Origin of the sequence: Aquabacterium sp. G14 (assembly GCF_037482285.1) — a bacterium.
Taxonomy (GTDB): domain Bacteria; phylum Pseudomonadota; class Gammaproteobacteria; order Burkholderiales; family Burkholderiaceae_C; genus Aquabacterium.
In genome coordinates, this window is sequence record NZ_JBBEYB010000003.1 from 188,715 (window position 1) to 202,814 (window position 14,100).

The window sequence follows — 14,100 nt, forward strand, 5'->3', positions numbered from 1 at the left end:
CTTCTTGCGTGATACCCGATATGTCTCCTTCAGCGAACGCTCCCTTGATCCACAACGAACTGCAAGTCTTGTCCGAACTGGTGACACTGGAGGGCCAACGCATCATCGAGTTGGGCTGCGGCAATGCCAGGCTGGCCCGCCAGCTGGTGCAGGCCTACCCCACCAGTCATGTCACGGGGCTGGAGGTGGACGAGCGCCAACATGCCAAGAACCTGGCGGCACCTCAAGAAGGACTGAGCTTCGTGGCCGCAGGCGCGCAATCGGTGCCTTTTGCGGATGCATCCTTCGACCTGGCGCTGATGCTGAAGTCCCTGCACCACGTGCCTCTGCACCTGCTGGATCAGGCCTTGAGCGAGGTGGCGCGCGTGCTGCGCCTGGGCGGGCACCTGTATGTCTCGGAGCCGGTGTACGACGGCCCGCTCAACGAGATCGTGCGCCTGTTCAATGACGAGGGGGAAGTGCGTGCCGCCGCGCAGTCCGCGGTGGACCGGGCGCTCGCTCACGGTACGTGGGAGCAGGTGGCTGAGCGACGCTTTGACATGCCCGTGCACTACGCGGACTTCAATGAGTTTGAACAGCGCATGATGCGACCCACCTTTGCCGACCACGCCTTGACCGATGAAGTGATTGCCCGGGTCGCTCGAGCCTTTGCGCCGCACTGTGGCCCCTCAGGTGCCGACTTCACGCGTCCGATGCATGTGCGCCTGCTGCGTCGCATCGAGCGCAGCGCGGCGTCGCGATGAACCTGTTCAAGGCCCTCGCACACCGCGTCTTGCTGCGGGGGCTGCGCGCACCACGTCTGACGCATTCGGTGATGCCCGAGGGGCTGGCATTGCCTGGGCAGCACATTCGCCCGGTCTGGATCGAAGGGGAGGGGGGCAGTCGCCTGTTCGCCTGGTACATCGCACCGCCTGGCCCACAGGAGGCGCTGGCGCCAGGGGCCGTGCTGATGCACGGCTGGGGGGCGCATGCGGGTCTGATGTTGCCCGCTGCACCGTGGTTGCATGAGGCCGGTCTGGCCCTGCTGGTCCTGGATGCCCGCGGCCATGGCTTGAGCAGTGCCGTGGACTTTCAGTCCTTGCCACGGTTTGCGCAGGACGTGGAGGCCGGCTTGGCCTGGCTACGTCAACAGCCGGAGGTGGACGCTTCGCGACTGGCCTTGATCGGTCATTCCGTGGGAGCGGGGGCCGTCTTGCTGTCCGCCACACGCCAGCCGACCGTGCGTGCGGTCATCAGCCTGAGCGCGTTTGCGCACCCGGCCGAAGTCATGCAGCGCTGGCTGGCCCAGATGCGCATTCCGTCTCGATGGCCTGGACGCTGGATCCTCTCCCACGTGCAGGAAGTGATCGGCGCCCGTTTTGATGAGATTGCACCGCTGCGCAGTGCCGGGGCTATCACTTGTCCCATCTTGTTTGTGCATGGTCAGGACGACGAGACCGTGCCCTTCACAGACGCCCTGCGGCTGGCCGATGCGTGCGGCGCCGGCGCCGATGCCTGTTTGGCGGTACCAGGTGGACACGACCTGACCCACGGACTGGGCCCGGATCACGTGCAACGCATGATGGCCTTCTTGCGTGCCTCACTGGCACTGGCGCCCCGGTGAAGACATCAACAAAGTCGCATCTGCGGTGTGCATCACTGATCTCATCGGACAAGAGCTGGGTGAGTTTTTGGTATGGTGTCACCATGGCACAAGCAACGTGGTGCCGCCCCTTTTTTCAGGAGCAAGAAGATGGCAAAGCAATCCAAGAAGCTGTCGATGGACATCGGCATCAGTGAAGCCGATCGCAAGAAAATCGCCGAAGGCCTGTCGGCCCTGCTGGCTGACAGCTACACCCTGTACCTGATGACCCACAACTTCCACTGGAACGTGACCGGTCCGCAGTTCAACAGCCTGCACACCATGTTCATGAACCAGTACACCGAACAGTGGAACGCCCTGGACATCATTGCCGAGCGCATTCGTTCGCTGGGCTTCCCCGCACCGGGCACCTACAAGGAGTTCGTCAAGCTGGCTTCCATCAAGGAAGTGGAAGGCGTGCCCAAGGCCAACGACATGATCCGCCACTTGGTGGCCGCTCAGGAAGCCACCGCCCGCACCGCCCGCAAGCTGTTCCCCGTGGTGGACGAGGCCAACGACCAGCCCACGGCCGACGTGCTGACCCAGCGCATTGACGTGCACGAGAAGACCGCGTGGATGCTGCGCAGCCTGCTGGAAGAGTGAACGCAGGCGGTTGACCGCTGCGCAAAGCAAAACCCCGGTGCCTGTGAAGGCCTCCGGGGTTTTTTGTTGCCCGGGCGCATGGCCCGTTGGCCTCAGGCGGGCGTGTTGCCCGACACCACGTCCCAGGCGCGCAGTGCCTCGGCGGAGTACATCAGGGACGGGCCACCACCCATGTACACCGCCACGGCCAGCATCTCTTCGAGTTCGGTGCGGGTGGCGCCCAGCTTGTGCAAAGCCTTCACGTGAAAGCCGATGCAGCCCGAGCAATGCTGGCTCACACCGATCGCCAAGGCGATCAGTTCCTTGTTCTTGGCGCTGATGGCGCCCTCGGCCATCGCAGCCTGGGCGAGTTGTCCGAAGCCGCGCATGGCCTCGGATTGGGACTTGCGGAACGGGGCCAGACAGCTGTTGATGTCTTGCATGAGGCCAGCGTGGTCGAACGTACTCACTTTGATACTCCGTGGGGATGAGAGAGGGAGGGGTCAGCCAGACGGTGACGCAGGTGAAAGCCATCCGAGTCGGGCTTGAGCCCTTCCTTGTCTCGGCGGGCCTGCACCTGCAGCGTGATCTGGCGCGCCGTGTCGAGCCCGAGCTCCTTCACGGCCTGGGCCATCAGGTCGCAGCGCAAAGCCAGCAGCCCCCGCAACTCTTCCCACTCTCGTTGAATGCGCCGTTCGCTGGCATTGACTGCGGCATGGTGGCCGGCAGACACCCGGAAGAAGGCGTGTTCACGGTTCAGGATGTGCTCGATGTCCGCCTCCGACCCCAGGTCGGCGCCCAGAACCTTGGCCAGCACGCCAATGCGCGCGTTGAGCTCGGTGAGTGAGGCTTCGACGCGGCGAACCTGATCGCCCACCACGGGGACGGTGTCAGCGGAGGGGCGAGAGGTCATGAGCAGCGAGCGGTGCAGCCGGTCAGCGGATCTTGCCCAGCAGGGTTTCGATCTCGCCGAACATGTCGGCCATGTCGGGTGCTGTTTCGGGCGATGTGCCCAGCTTTTCTTGCAGGTGCTGCTCCATGAAGCAGACGGTCATGCGCACGTAGGTGCTGTCCAGGGCCTTGCGCACGGCGGCCATCTGGGTGGCGATCGGGAGGCAGGGTTCACCTTCCTCGATCATGCGCTGGATGCCTCGCAACTGCCCTTCGGCGCGCTTGAGGCGGTTGAGGATGTCGGTGCGGCTCTTGTCGTTGTTCAGGGCTGCCATGGTGCAGTCGTCCGTTGCCGGAGTGGAAGTACGTTGGTCTTTCATTGTGCAACGCCTTTCTGAATGAGCCGCGGTCAGTGTCAGGGATGTGTCAGCAGCAGGCCGCGTCCTTGAAGCCCAACTTGCGCAGGATGATGGCCAGCGGGCAGAAGTTGGTGAAGCCGAACTGGAACAGGTTGGCACCGACGAAAGCAGTGAAGGCCAGGGCCCATTTCGAGACAAACAGCGGGCTGCCTTCCACGCCCAACGCGAGCGAGATCATGATGAACAGGCCGGCGATGATACGGATCATGCGTTCTACGGTCATGTGAAACTCCTTGAAACAGTGAAAGACGGTGTCAGGCTGCTTCCAGCTTGCGGCGGTAGGCCGCGTAGTACAGCACCGGGATGACCACCAGCGTGAGCAGGGTGGAGACCAGGATGCCGAAGACCAGGGACACGGCCAGGCCGTTGAAGATGGGGTCGTCGAGGATGAAGAAGGCGCCCACCATGGCGGCGATGCCGGTCAGCGCAATCGGCTGGGCCCGCACCGCGGCGGAAGACACCACGGCCTCCTTGAAGGCCATGCCCTGGGCGACCTGCAGTTCGATGAAGTCCACCAGCAAGATCGAGTTGCGCACGATGATGCCGGCCAGGGCTATCATCCCGATCATCGAGGTGGCGGTGAACTGGGCGCCCAGCAGGGCATGGCCCGGCATCACGCCGATGATGGTCAGCGGAATGGGCGCCATGATGATCAGCGGTGTGCGGTAGGACTTGAACTGCGCCACCACCAGCAGGTAGATCAGGATGAGGCCCACGCCATAGGCGGCGCCCATGTCACGGAAGGTCTCGTAGGTGATCTGCCATTCGCCGTCCCACTTCAGGCTGTAGCCGCGGAAGGGGTCGTTGGGCTGGCGGATCCAGTACTCGTCGATACCTCCGGTGTTGGGCAGGGCGGCTGCTGCCAGCTTGTCGCGGATGGCGAACAGGCCATACAGGGGCGAGTCGAGCTGGCCGGCCATGTCGCCAAACACATAGCTCACGGGCAGCAGGTCTTTGGTGAACAGGGGCTTGTCGATGTGGCCGCGCTCCACGCGCACCAACTCCGACAGGGGCACCAACTGGCCGTTGGCAGCACGCAGCGGCAGGCCCAATAGCGTGTCCAAGCCCACTTGCGACTCACGCGGCAGTTGGATGCGCACCGGGACCGGCAGCTTGGCCTGGCCGTCGTGCAGGAAGGCGGCATCGGCGCCCGACAAGGCCGATTGAACGGCTTGCGCCACCACGGCCACCGGGATGCCCAGCGACTCAGCACGTTGGCGCTGCACGCGCAGGAACACACGCTCGGCGTCTTCCTTCAGGCTGGTGTCCACGCCGATGATGTCGGGTGTGCCGGCAAAGGCGCCAGCCACACGATGGGCCAGTTGCTGGCGACCGGCTTCGTCGGGGCCGTAGATTTCGGCCACCAGGGGTGACATGACGGGCGGGCCGGGGGGCACTTCCACCACCTTGATGCGGCCGCCATGGCGGGTGGCGATCTTCTCCAGTTCGGGGCGCAGGCGCTGGGCAATGGGGTGGCTTTGCTCGTGGCGGTGAGCCTTGTCCACCAGGTTCACTTGCAAATCGCCTTGCTCGGCGTCGGCACGCAGGTAGTACTGTCGCACCAGGCCATTGAAGGTGATGGGCGAGGAGGTGCCGGCATAACCCTGCACGTTCTGCACTTCGGGTTGCTGTGCCAGGAAGGCGCTCATGTCCTGCAAGGCGGCTGCGGTGTCCTCGACGGGCGTGCCGGCGGGCATGTCCAGCACCACCTGAAACTCGCTCTTGTTGTCGAAGGGCAGCATTTTCAGCACCACGCCGATGCCTGAAGACGGAATGGTGGCCAAGCCCACCGAGACCGTCAGTGCGGCGACCACGCCCAGGCCCATGGCCCAGCGCTTGCCGCGGTGCACCAGCAGCGGCATCAGAACGCGGTGGAATACGGTTTGCAAACGGGCGGCCAGACCGGTAGGAGCCTGAGGGGTGTCCTCGCCGTGGGCTGCGTCGGTGCCGTGCCCGCCTGCGTGCGACTTCATCAGCTTGAGCGCCAGCCACGGCGTCACCGTGAAGGCGATGCCCAGGGACAGCGCCATGCCCAGGCTGGAGTTGATGGGGATGGGGCTCATGTACGGACCCATCAGGCCGCTCACGAAGGCCATGGGCAACAAGGCTGCGATCACGGTCAGCGTGGCAAGAATGGTCGGCCCCCCTACCTCGTCCACAGCCAAGGGGATGATCTCGCGCAGCGGCTTGCTCGGCGTGAGCTGCTGGTGGCGGTGGATGTTTTCCACCACCACGATGGCGTCGTCTACCAGGATGCCAATAGAGAAGATGAGCGCGAACAGCGAGACGCGGTTGAGCGTGAAACCCCAGGCCCACGACGCGAACAGCGTGGCGGTGAGGGTGAGGATCACTGCGGCGCCCACGATGACGGCCTCGCGCCGACCCAGGGCCAAACCCACCAGCAGGATCACCGATCCGGTTGCAAACGCCAACTTCTGGATCAGCTTGTTGGCCTTTTCCTCGGCGGTCACGCCATAGTCGCGCGTGACCGTCACCTCCACGTCGGCCGGCACCACGGTGTTGCGCAGGTTGTCCAGACGCTCGCGAGCAGCACGGGCCACGTCCACGGCGTTCTGGCCGGGCTTCTTCGTCACGATCAGGGTGACGGCTGGGTAGGCGCCACCGGGAGCCGGGGCCGAGGCGGCCTCAGGCGTGTCGGCGGGTGTCTGTCCAGGCGTGTACCAGACATGGCGGCTGGCTTGCTGTGAGCCAGCCTCGACCTGGGCCACTTCGTGCAGGTACACCGGCTTGCCCTGGTGCACGCCCACGACCAGTTGGCGCACGTCGTCGGCCGAGCGCAGGAACTCACCGGTTTCGATGGTCAGCAACTGGCTGCGGCCGTTGACCTGGGGGGCTAGCACGGCGCCCGAAGGCAGGCTCAGGTTGGCGGCGCTGAGCGACTGTTGCAGGCTGCCCAGGTCCACGCCACGCTCACGCAGTCGGCTCGGGTCCACGGTCACCATCACGGCCTGGCCGGGGCCGCCGATGGTCTGCACCTCGCGGGTGCCGGGTACGCGCTTGAGTTCAGCTTCCAGCGTGCGTGCCACGCGTTCAAGTTCCAGTCCCGACTGGTGGTCGCGGCTCCACAGTGTTACGCCCAGCACGGGCACATCGTCAATGCCCTTGGGTTTGACGATGGGGGGCAGCGCACCCAGGTTGCGGGGCAGCCAGTCCTGGTTGGCGTTGAGCACGTCGTACAGGCGCACCAGGGCCTCGGTGCGTGGTACGCCGACCTTGAACTGCACGGTCAGCACGGCCATGCCCGGACGAGAGACGGAATAGGTGTGCTCAATGTCGGCGATCTGGCTGAGCACCTGCTCGGCAGGCCGCGCGATCATGTTCTGCACGTAGGTGTTGGAGGCGCCGGGGAAGGGCACCATCACGTTCGCCATCGTGACGTTGATCTGAGGCTCTTCCTCGCGTGGCGTCACCAGCACGGCAAACAGCCCCAGCAGCATGGCCACAATGGCCAGCAGTGGGGTCATCGCGTTGCTCTGGAAGGTGCGCGCCAGCCGCCCGGCAATGCCCAGGGCGGGTGGGGTGGCGTCGGTGTGCTGGCTCATGGCTTGGCAGGGGTGGCGTTGGCCAGGCCAGCCTTCAGGGCGTCGGCGGCAATGACGTCACCGGGCCGTACGCCGCTGAGCAGCGTGACGGGGCCGGTCGAGCTGGCTGGGGTGCCGGTGCGCACGGCTTGCAGCATGAAGCGATCACCGCGCACCACATACACGGCGGTCAGCTCACCACGGCGCAGCACGGCCTGAGCCGGTACCGTCAGAGGCGCTGCAGCCGGAGCGGATGCGCCGGCCGTCGGGGCAGAGGAGGCTTTCAGATCGGCAAAGCGCACCCGCACGGTCTGGCCGGGCAGGGTGGAGACTTCAGGCAGGTCCAGCCGCCATTCCACGGTCTGCGACACCGGGTCGGCGCCAGGCAGGGAGATCACTTGGGTCGGCTTCAGCCAGGCAGCCTGACCGCCGGCAGAAGGCACTTCCACTTCCACACGTTGCGCGGTGCGCACGGCATCGGCCTGCGACGCAGGCACCTGGACCACGGCCCGCAGGGGGCGGGGCGCGTACAAGGTCAGCACGGGACGGCCGGGCGCGGCCAGGTCGCCTACTTCCACATGGGTGTTCAGCACGCGGCCGTCAAACGGGGCGGTCACGGTGGTGAAGCCTTGGGCCAAAGCGGCCTGCGAGCGGCCCGCACGCGCCGCCGCCACGCCGGCCTGGGCGGCTTGCCACTGTGCACGGGCGCTGTCCAGCGCTGCCTCGCTGATGAAGCCCTGGGCCCTCAACTGTTGGCTGCGTTCCCAGTGCATGCGGGCCTGGTTGAACTGGGCTTCAGCCTGGGCCACGTCAGCCTGGCTGCGCAACAAACCTGCGGAAGTGTCTCGGGCGTCAATGCGGGCCAGCACCTGGCCTGCCTTCACCGCGTCACCGGCCTTGACCAGCAAAGCCGTGACGTTGCCGGGCACCTGTGCGGCAACGGTACTTTGTCGTACGGCCTGGATCACACCTTCCCACTGACGCTCCTGGCCTTGTGCCTGGGCCTGCAGTTTCAAGGTCGTCACCACAGGGGCCGCTGGTGCAGCGGCCTGCGCAGGTGCCCATGCGGACAGGGTCAGCAGCAAGGTGGCGGTAAGGCCGCAGTGTCGTGCGAAGGGGAAGGCCATCGACGGCTCCTTGATTGAACTGCTCGCAAGTATATACATACCCGGCGGGGTATGCAAATCGTGCTCTATGAGAGCGGCTGGTAGGCCCGTGACGGCGTGCGCGCCGCCGCTGCCTGGGCGTCAACCCGGGATCAACACACTGGTGCCAGGGTTTGCGGGGTCGTAATACACCTTCACCCGTTTGCCAGCTGGAAACGGTGCAATCTCGGCCTCGGCTTCTTCTTGCGTGAAGTGATGATGTCCAAACGCCCTCAGGCGATGACCCGTCAGCGCGACACCATTGACTTCATAGCGGTATTGAACTTCGGTTTGCCAACGGTGGCTGGGGGTGCCGACATCTTCGCCAAAGTCATTCTGACTGTAGGCACGCGACACTGTCATCTCACCCATCACATACGGCCATTGCGGACTGTGTTGTCGGATCTGCCAGGCGCGCCAGGCCAGTGCGCCGAACAGCAACACGAAACCGATGACGATGTACCTGCCGATGTCGTCTGACATGCCCTGGTCGCGAAAATAGGGGATAGCCCATTGTGCGTCACGCGGGTGGGCCCTCACAAGTCGCATTCCCCACACCCAGACGGAAGTGGGTACGCCGTGTGCGGCTGGTTCGTTTTGGGCGAAGATGGGAGACTTCTCGCTTCCTCTTGCTGCCTGCGTGCCCATGTCTCAGTCCACCGTGCCTCCCAGCCCCTTTTACGCTCACCTGTCCCGCCTGCGTTTCATCAAGCGCTGGGGTCTGATGCGCAATGCGGTCGAGGAGGATGTGGCGCAGCACAGTTGGGAAGTGGCCGTGCTGGCCCATGCCCTGGCTGTCATCAGCCGCGATGTCCTGGGCAACGACGTCGACCCGAACGCCGTGGCCACGCGTGCCCTGTTCCACGACGCCACCGAGGCGATCACCGGTGACCTGCCCACACCGGTGAAGTATTCGCCGGCCATGCGCCACGCCACCCAGCACTTGGAGGGCGAGGTGTGCGCCGAAATGCTGCAACTGCTGCCCGCCGCGTTGCGGCCCGCCATCCGCAGCGCCATGGACCACCACGAGTGGCCAGATCACGAGGCGCGCCTCGTCAAGTCGGCTGACCGGCTCGCGGCCTGGCTCAAATGCCGCGCCGAACTGCGCTACGGCAACCAGGAGTTCGAGCAGGCCGCTCAGCAGGTGCGCGCCAAGATCGACGAGCACATGACGCCCGAGTTGCGCTACTTCCTCGACACCTTCGGCCCGGCTTTCGAGCTGACGCTCGACTCGTTGATGCAGGGGGAGTGAGCCCATGGCCCGCACACCCAACCCCACGCCCTTGCTGGATGCCAGCTTCGCCGACCCTGAAGCCATGGCCCAGGTGCTCGACGGCCACCCCGACTACCGCGTTCTGCGCCGCCTCAAGCCTCGGCGCGAGTTCGGGCACAAGCGCCAGGGCGAGATCGCCAAGGTGCTGATCCTCGATACCGAAACCACCGGCCTGGACAGCAGCCGCGACCGCATCATTGAACTGGCCCTGATCCTGGTGGACGTGGACAAGGCCACGGGCTTGCCCCTGCAGGTGCAGGAAGTCTTCGACGAGCTGGAAGACCCTGGTCGGCCCATCCCGGCCGAAGCCACGCGCGTCACCGGCATCACCGATGCCATGGTGGCCGGCAAGCGCCTGGACGAAGCACGCATCGCGGAACTGATGAAGGGCGTGGACCTGGTCATTGCCCACAATGCCCGCTTCGACCGGGGGTTTGTCGAGGCACGTTTTCCCGCCTTTGCACAACTGCCCTGGGCCTGCTCCGTGTCTGAAATTGACTGGCAGGCACAGGGCCGCGGCTCGGCCAAGCTGGAGTTCCTGGCGCACGAGTTGGGCTTCTTCTACGACGCCCACCGCGCCGAGATGGACTGCCACGCCCTGCTGGCCGTGCTGGCTGCCCCCTTGCCCAACACGGGTGAGACCGGTCTGGCACGCCTGCTGGCGGCAGCCCAGTCCACCAGCTACCGGGTGCAGGCCACGGGCTCGCCGTTTGCCAGCAAGGACGCCTTGCGCGCCCGAGGCTACCGCTGGGATGCCGAACGCAAAGTCTGGCACACGCTGGTGGGCAACCAGGCTGCGCTGGACGCCGAGTGCGAGTGGCTCAAGAAGGACGTGTATGGCGGTCGCTCGGCCCGCATCGACATCGAACGCCAGACTGCGCTGGAGCGTTTTTCCAGCCGCCCTGGTGAGGCCCTGCAGCGAGACCTCTGATGGTCGCCCACACCCTGGCTTACTGGTGGCAGCGCTGGTCACCCGGACAACCGACCTAGCGAGACGTGATCGCAGGCCTGTCGGTGGCCGGCTTGCTGCTGCCCGAAGCGGTGGCGTACGCTGGCATCGGCAACATGCCGCCCGAAGCCGGGGTGATGGCCCTCTTCGTGGGCCTGCTGTGCTACGGCCTGCTAGGGGGTAGCCGGTTTGCCATCGTCTCGGCCACCTCATCATCGGCTGCGGTGTTGTTCGCGGCCACCGGCAGCTTGGCCGGCGGCGATCCAGCGCTGCGCCTCGCGTTGGCATCCGGACTGGTGATGCTGACCGGTTTGCTTTTCCTGGTGGGCGCGGCCGCCCGGGTGGGGGCCGTGTCGGCCTTCATCGCCAAACCCGTGCTGCGTGGCTTCACCTTCGGTCTGGCTCTGGTGATCATCCTCAAGCAAGCGCCCAAGCTCGTGGGCCTGCACATGCATGCGCCCGACCTCCAGCACCTCTTGCCCGAGTTGTGGCGCCAATTGGCGCATTGGCACCTGCCCAGTCTGGCGGTGGGCGGTGGTGCTTTGGTCATCATGTTGGTTCTGGGGCATCTCAAGCAGCGTGTGCCGGTCGCCCTGGTTGTCATGGTGTTGGGCATCGCCTTGCAACGCTGGGGGCCGCTGGCAGACTGGGGCGTCATCCGCGTGGGGGACATCCAGGTGAATCTGGCTCTCTACCCGGTGCCTGAACTGGACCGGCTGCAGTGGCTGCGCCTGGGCGAGTTGGCCGTGGCCATGGTGCTCATCCTGTACGCCGAGTCATATGGCTCGATCCGTACTCTGGCCCTGCGCCACGGTGACCGCAACGAGCCCAACCGCGACCTCATGGCCCTGGGCGTTGCCAACCTCTTCAGCAGCCTCCTGCACGGCATGCCCGTGGGTGCAGGCTACTCAGCCAGCGTGGCCAATGAGGCTGCCGGGGCTCGCACGAAGTGGTCGGGCCTCTTTGCGGCGGGTGTGCTGCTCATCGTGGTGCTCACCCTGTTGCCTTACATCGAGGACCTGCCTGAGCCCGTGTTGGGCGCCATCGTGGTGTACGCGCTCAGCCACATGGTCAATCCCAACATCTTCAGCCCTTACTTCACCTGGCACCGCGACCGCCTCATTGCCCTGGCTGCCGTCGCCGCCGTGCTCTGGTTGGGCGTGCTCGACGGCCTGTTGCTGGCCATCGCGGTCAGCCTGTTCATGACCTTGCGCGGGCTGGCGCAGGCCCGGGTGGTGGAGTTGGGGCGCATGGACGACACCCATGACTTCATCGACCGGGCCATCTACCCTGCAGCGCGGCAGGAAGAGGGGTTGGTGATCCTGCGTCCCGAAGCGCCGCTGTTCTTCGGTAACGTCGAAAGCCTGTTGGGCCAGGTGCGACATGTGCTGCGACACCGTCCCGGCTGGCACACGCTCATTCTGAGCCTGGAGGAGTCACCCAACCTTGACGGCACCTGCGTCGAGGCCCTGCGCGATCTGTGCCACGACCTCGACCGGGCCGGGCAGCACGTGATGCTGGCCCGACTCAAGCGTCATGCCCATGAGGTGCTGCAGCGTGCTGCCTTGCCTGCCACCCAGTTGACGGTGTTGAGCATCGCCGACGCCGTCAGGCTGACCGCCGACCGTCGCGGGCTGGAGGCGCTGGAGCGTCGCGCACCTCTGGCGGATTGACCGCAGGCCGCTCCCGCCGCCAAGCACCGGGCATCATCCCCAAGCCTGTGTCGGTGGGGAGCGTGGCAAGATGGCGCCCCCTGACCGGGCCTTGTCGCCCGCGCCCGTCCTTTTGACGCTCTTGAGACCACGGAGTCCGCCTCGCCATGTTGTTGATCGTGAACCTCCTCGGCGGCGTCGGCCTGTTCCTCCTGGGCATGACCATGCTGACCGACGGGCTCAAGCTCGCAGCCGGTGGCGCCCTCGAGCGCATCCTGGCCGCCTGGACGCGTACGCGCCTCTACGGCATGCTTACCGGCATTCTGGTGACGGCCCTGGTGCAATCGTCCACCGCCATGACCGTGGCTGCCATCGGCTTTGTCAACGCGGGTCTGCTCAGCTTCACCTCGGCGCTGTGGGTGGTCTTTGGCTCCAACCTGGGCTCCTCGGTGACGGGCTGGCTGGTCGCCTTGATCGGCTTCAAGTTCCAGATCGATGCCTTCGCGCTGCCCTTCATCGGTGTGGGCATGGCACTCAAGCTCTCGGGCGAGGGCACGCGGCGCGGAGGCCTCGGGGGCACCTTGGCCGGCTTTGGCCTTCTGTTCTTGGGCATCGACCTGCTCAAGGACGGCTTCGGTGGCCTGAGTCCAGCCGATTTGCCCGAGATGAGCCGTGACCTCGGGGGCATGCTGATGGCGGTGCTCGTCGGCCTGCTGCTCACCATCATCTTGCAAGCCTCTTCAGCCACATTGACCATTGCCCTCACCGCGGTGGCCGGCGGCATGGTGACGCTGGAGGTGGCGGCCGCCATCGTGATCGGTGCCAACATCGGCACCACCCTCACTGGCATCGTCGCGGCCATCAATGCCACGCCCAATGCGCGGCGCCTGGCAGCAGCGCACGTGTTCTTCAACGTCGTCACGGCCATCGTCGCATTCGCGTTGCTGTCGCCGCTGCTCAAGCTCATCCACTACATCGGTGTGCACTTCGTGGGCGATGGCAACCCGGTCACGCAACTGGTCATCTTCCACACCGGCTTCAACGCCTTGGGGGTGCTGCTGATGTGGCCACTGTCAACGCCACTGGTGCGCTTCCTGCAGGGGCGTTTCCAGACCGTGGAGGAAGACGAGCTGCGCCCCCGCTATCTGGACATGAACGTGGCCACCGTACCCGCACTGGCCTTGCAGGCGCTGCGCCGCGAGCTGGCTCGCATGGGGCACCTGGCCCTGCAACTGGCCCACGAAGCCACCCAACTCAATCCCACCCATCTGCCGCGTACTGTGCCGCCCCCGCAGGCGGAAACCCGTCTGGCACGCAAGCTGGCCGTGGTCGAGCAGTTGCAAAAGCAGATTGGCAGCTTCGTCAGCCAGATGAGCCGTCAGCCGCTGCATCAGGACGTGGCCGACAAACTTCCGGAGTTGCTGCGCATTGCCACCCATTTCGACACCCTGTCGCGGGTGATGTATCACGTGGGCGTGGTGGGTGCACACGATGTGCGCTCGGTGGACCTGGGTGAAACCGGTGGCACAAGGCAAGACGCGGCGGGTGCGAGCGGGGAGCTCCCGTCGGATCTGCCCAGTGCCGTGGCACCGGTGTTCATTGCCGCGCAGGCTTTCTTCAAGGCCGCTGACCCGGAGAGCGAGGCCCGTTCCGCCGAAGGCAAATGGTTGGCCAGCGAGGCCCGCGATGCCTTCGAAGACACCTACCAAGCCACCAAGGCTCGCCTGCTACACGCAGGTGCCGGGGGCCACTTTCAGGTTACCGAGGTGTATGACTGGCTGGCACGCTTGAGCGATTTGCGGCGCGCCGTCGAACAGGGGCACAAGGCGTCCCAGCGCTTGTCTGCGATGTCCGATCTGGCACCCACCCCCACCAATGTCACCGAAATGCCGCCGTTTCGGGAAACCGTGCCGGCCGAGCCTCCGCGTCGTACATCCGATACGGTGGTCGACAGCGTGCTGTGACGTCCGATCGGAAGCAGCAGGCACTCGCCTGGGGATGCCAAGGTCCATCACCCCATGCATCC

At 65.5% G+C, this 14,100-nt stretch carries 14 protein-coding genes; 7 read left to right on the forward strand and 7 right to left on the reverse strand.

Annotated elements, in window-relative coordinates; translation table 11 throughout:
* Positions 1 to 20: 20 nt before the first annotated feature.
* The 3 genes from WIT60_RS05310 to WIT60_RS05320 all read left to right on the forward strand — a co-directional run bounded on the left by WIT60_RS05310 (position 21) and on the right by WIT60_RS05320 (position 2,224).
* On the forward strand, positions 21 to 743 hold the full coding sequence (locus WIT60_RS05310) for a class I SAM-dependent methyltransferase (protein ID WP_339582903.1): 723 nt from the start codon (positions 21 to 23) through the stop codon (positions 741 to 743).
* Positions 740 to 1,603, forward strand: a complete 864-nt coding sequence (locus tag WIT60_RS05315) for an alpha/beta hydrolase (protein WP_339582904.1) — start codon at positions 740 to 742, stop codon at positions 1,601 to 1,603. Before WIT60_RS05310 ends, WIT60_RS05315 begins: the two co-directional genes overlap by 4 nt.
* A gap of 129 nt (positions 1,604 to 1,732) precedes the next feature.
* A complete protein-coding gene (locus WIT60_RS05320) occupies positions 1,733 to 2,224 on the forward strand; it encodes a Dps family protein (RefSeq protein ID WP_339582905.1) in 492 nt (163 codons plus the stop codon).
* Between the two features lie 92 nt (positions 2,225 to 2,316).
* On the opposite strand, the gene WIT60_RS05325 is transcribed toward WIT60_RS05320, so the two are convergent.
* The 7 genes from WIT60_RS05325 to WIT60_RS05355 form a co-directional block, all read right to left on the reverse strand.
* Positions 2,317 to 2,673 (reverse strand): carboxymuconolactone decarboxylase family protein, encoded by a 357-nt coding sequence (locus tag WIT60_RS05325; RefSeq protein ID WP_339582906.1) that lies wholly within the window; start codon positions 2,671 to 2,673, stop codon positions 2,317 to 2,319.
* On the reverse strand, positions 2,670 to 3,116 hold the full coding sequence (locus tag WIT60_RS05330) for a hypothetical protein (RefSeq protein ID WP_339582907.1): 447 nt from the start codon (positions 3,114 to 3,116) through the stop codon (positions 2,670 to 2,672). The genes WIT60_RS05325 and WIT60_RS05330 overlap by 4 nt, the downstream gene beginning before the upstream one ends.
* Before the next feature lie 22 nt (positions 3,117 to 3,138).
* The gene (locus WIT60_RS05335; RefSeq protein WP_339582908.1) at positions 3,139 to 3,429 is read right to left on the reverse strand and encodes a metal-sensing transcriptional repressor; all 291 of its coding nucleotides are present in this window, start codon (positions 3,427 to 3,429) and stop codon (positions 3,139 to 3,141) included.
* A 91-nt stretch (positions 3,430 to 3,520) separates the two neighbouring features.
* Entirely contained in the window at positions 3,521 to 3,736 is a 216-nt protein-coding gene (locus WIT60_RS05340) for a YgaP family membrane protein (RefSeq protein WP_290728909.1), read from the reverse strand.
* A 31-nt stretch (positions 3,737 to 3,767) separates the two neighbouring features.
* Positions 3,768 to 7,076 (reverse strand): efflux RND transporter permease subunit, encoded by a 3,309-nt coding sequence (locus tag WIT60_RS05345; protein ID WP_339582909.1) that lies wholly within the window; start codon positions 7,074 to 7,076, stop codon positions 3,768 to 3,770.
* Positions 7,073 to 8,182 carry an efflux RND transporter periplasmic adaptor subunit gene (locus WIT60_RS05350; protein WP_339582910.1) on the reverse strand — a complete coding sequence of 370 codons (1,110 nt, stop codon included), beginning with the start codon at positions 8,180 to 8,182 and terminating at the stop codon, positions 7,073 to 7,075. The genes WIT60_RS05345 and WIT60_RS05350 overlap by 4 nt, the downstream gene beginning before the upstream one ends.
* 120 nt (positions 8,183 to 8,302) lie before the next feature.
* Positions 8,303 to 8,683: a DUF3592 domain-containing protein gene (locus WIT60_RS05355; RefSeq protein ID WP_339582911.1), complete on the reverse strand. Its 381-nt coding sequence runs from the start codon at positions 8,681 to 8,683 to the stop codon at positions 8,303 to 8,305.
* Between the two features lie 163 nt (positions 8,684 to 8,846).
* On the opposite strand from WIT60_RS05355, the gene yfbR reads away from it, so the two are divergent.
* The 4 genes from yfbR (at position 8,847) to WIT60_RS05375 (ending at position 14,038) form a co-directional block, all read left to right on the forward strand.
* Positions 8,847 to 9,452 carry a 5'-deoxynucleotidase gene (gene yfbR / locus WIT60_RS05360; RefSeq protein ID WP_339582912.1) on the forward strand — a complete coding sequence of 202 codons (606 nt, stop codon included), beginning with the start codon at positions 8,847 to 8,849 and terminating at the stop codon, positions 9,450 to 9,452.
* A gap of 4 nt (positions 9,453 to 9,456) precedes the next feature.
* Complete coding sequence (locus tag WIT60_RS05365; RefSeq protein ID WP_339582913.1) at positions 9,457 to 10,404, forward strand: 3'-5' exonuclease; 948 nt, start codon at positions 9,457 to 9,459, stop codon at positions 10,402 to 10,404.
* Positions 10,405 to 10,469: 65 nt separating this feature from the next.
* Complete coding sequence (locus WIT60_RS05370; RefSeq protein ID WP_339582914.1) at positions 10,470 to 12,095, forward strand: SulP family inorganic anion transporter; 1,626 nt, start codon at positions 10,470 to 10,472, stop codon at positions 12,093 to 12,095.
* Between the two features lie 146 nt (positions 12,096 to 12,241).
* On the forward strand, positions 12,242 to 14,038 hold the full coding sequence (locus tag WIT60_RS05375) for a Na/Pi cotransporter family protein (RefSeq protein WP_339582915.1): 1,797 nt from the start codon (positions 12,242 to 12,244) through the stop codon (positions 14,036 to 14,038).
* Positions 14,039 to 14,100 lie beyond the last annotated feature (62 nt).

Coding starts and splice junctions, on each gene's coding strand:
- WIT60_RS05315 (WP_339582904.1), top strand. CDS start 740: ATGAACCTGTTCAAGGCCCTCGCACACCGCGTCTTGCTGCGGGGGCTG.
- WIT60_RS05335 (WP_339582908.1), bottom strand. CDS start 3,429: ATGGCAGCCCTGAACAACGACAAGAGCCGCACCGACATCCTCAACCGC.
- WIT60_RS05310 (WP_339582903.1), top strand. CDS start 21: ATGTCTCCTTCAGCGAACGCTCCCTTGATCCACAACGAACTGCAAGTC.
- WIT60_RS05320 (WP_339582905.1), top strand. CDS start 1,733: ATGGCAAAGCAATCCAAGAAGCTGTCGATGGACATCGGCATCAGTGAA.
- WIT60_RS05355 (WP_339582911.1), bottom strand. CDS start 8,683: ATGTCAGACGACATCGGCAGGTACATCGTCATCGGTTTCGTGTTGCTG.
- WIT60_RS05345 (WP_339582909.1), bottom strand. CDS start 7,076: ATGAGCCAGCACACCGACGCCACCCCACCCGCCCTGGGCATTGCCGGG.
- WIT60_RS05340 (WP_290728909.1), bottom strand. CDS start 3,736: ATGACCGTAGAACGCATGATCCGTATCATCGCCGGCCTGTTCATCATG.
- yfbR (WP_339582912.1), top strand. CDS start 8,847: ATGTCTCAGTCCACCGTGCCTCCCAGCCCCTTTTACGCTCACCTGTCC.
- WIT60_RS05375 (WP_339582915.1), top strand. CDS start 12,242: ATGTTGTTGATCGTGAACCTCCTCGGCGGCGTCGGCCTGTTCCTCCTG.
- WIT60_RS05365 (WP_339582913.1), top strand. CDS start 9,457: ATGGCCCGCACACCCAACCCCACGCCCTTGCTGGATGCCAGCTTCGCC.
- WIT60_RS05330 (WP_339582907.1), bottom strand. CDS start 3,116: ATGACCTCTCGCCCCTCCGCTGACACCGTCCCCGTGGTGGGCGATCAG.
- WIT60_RS05350 (WP_339582910.1), bottom strand. CDS start 8,182: ATGGCCTTCCCCTTCGCACGACACTGCGGCCTTACCGCCACCTTGCTG.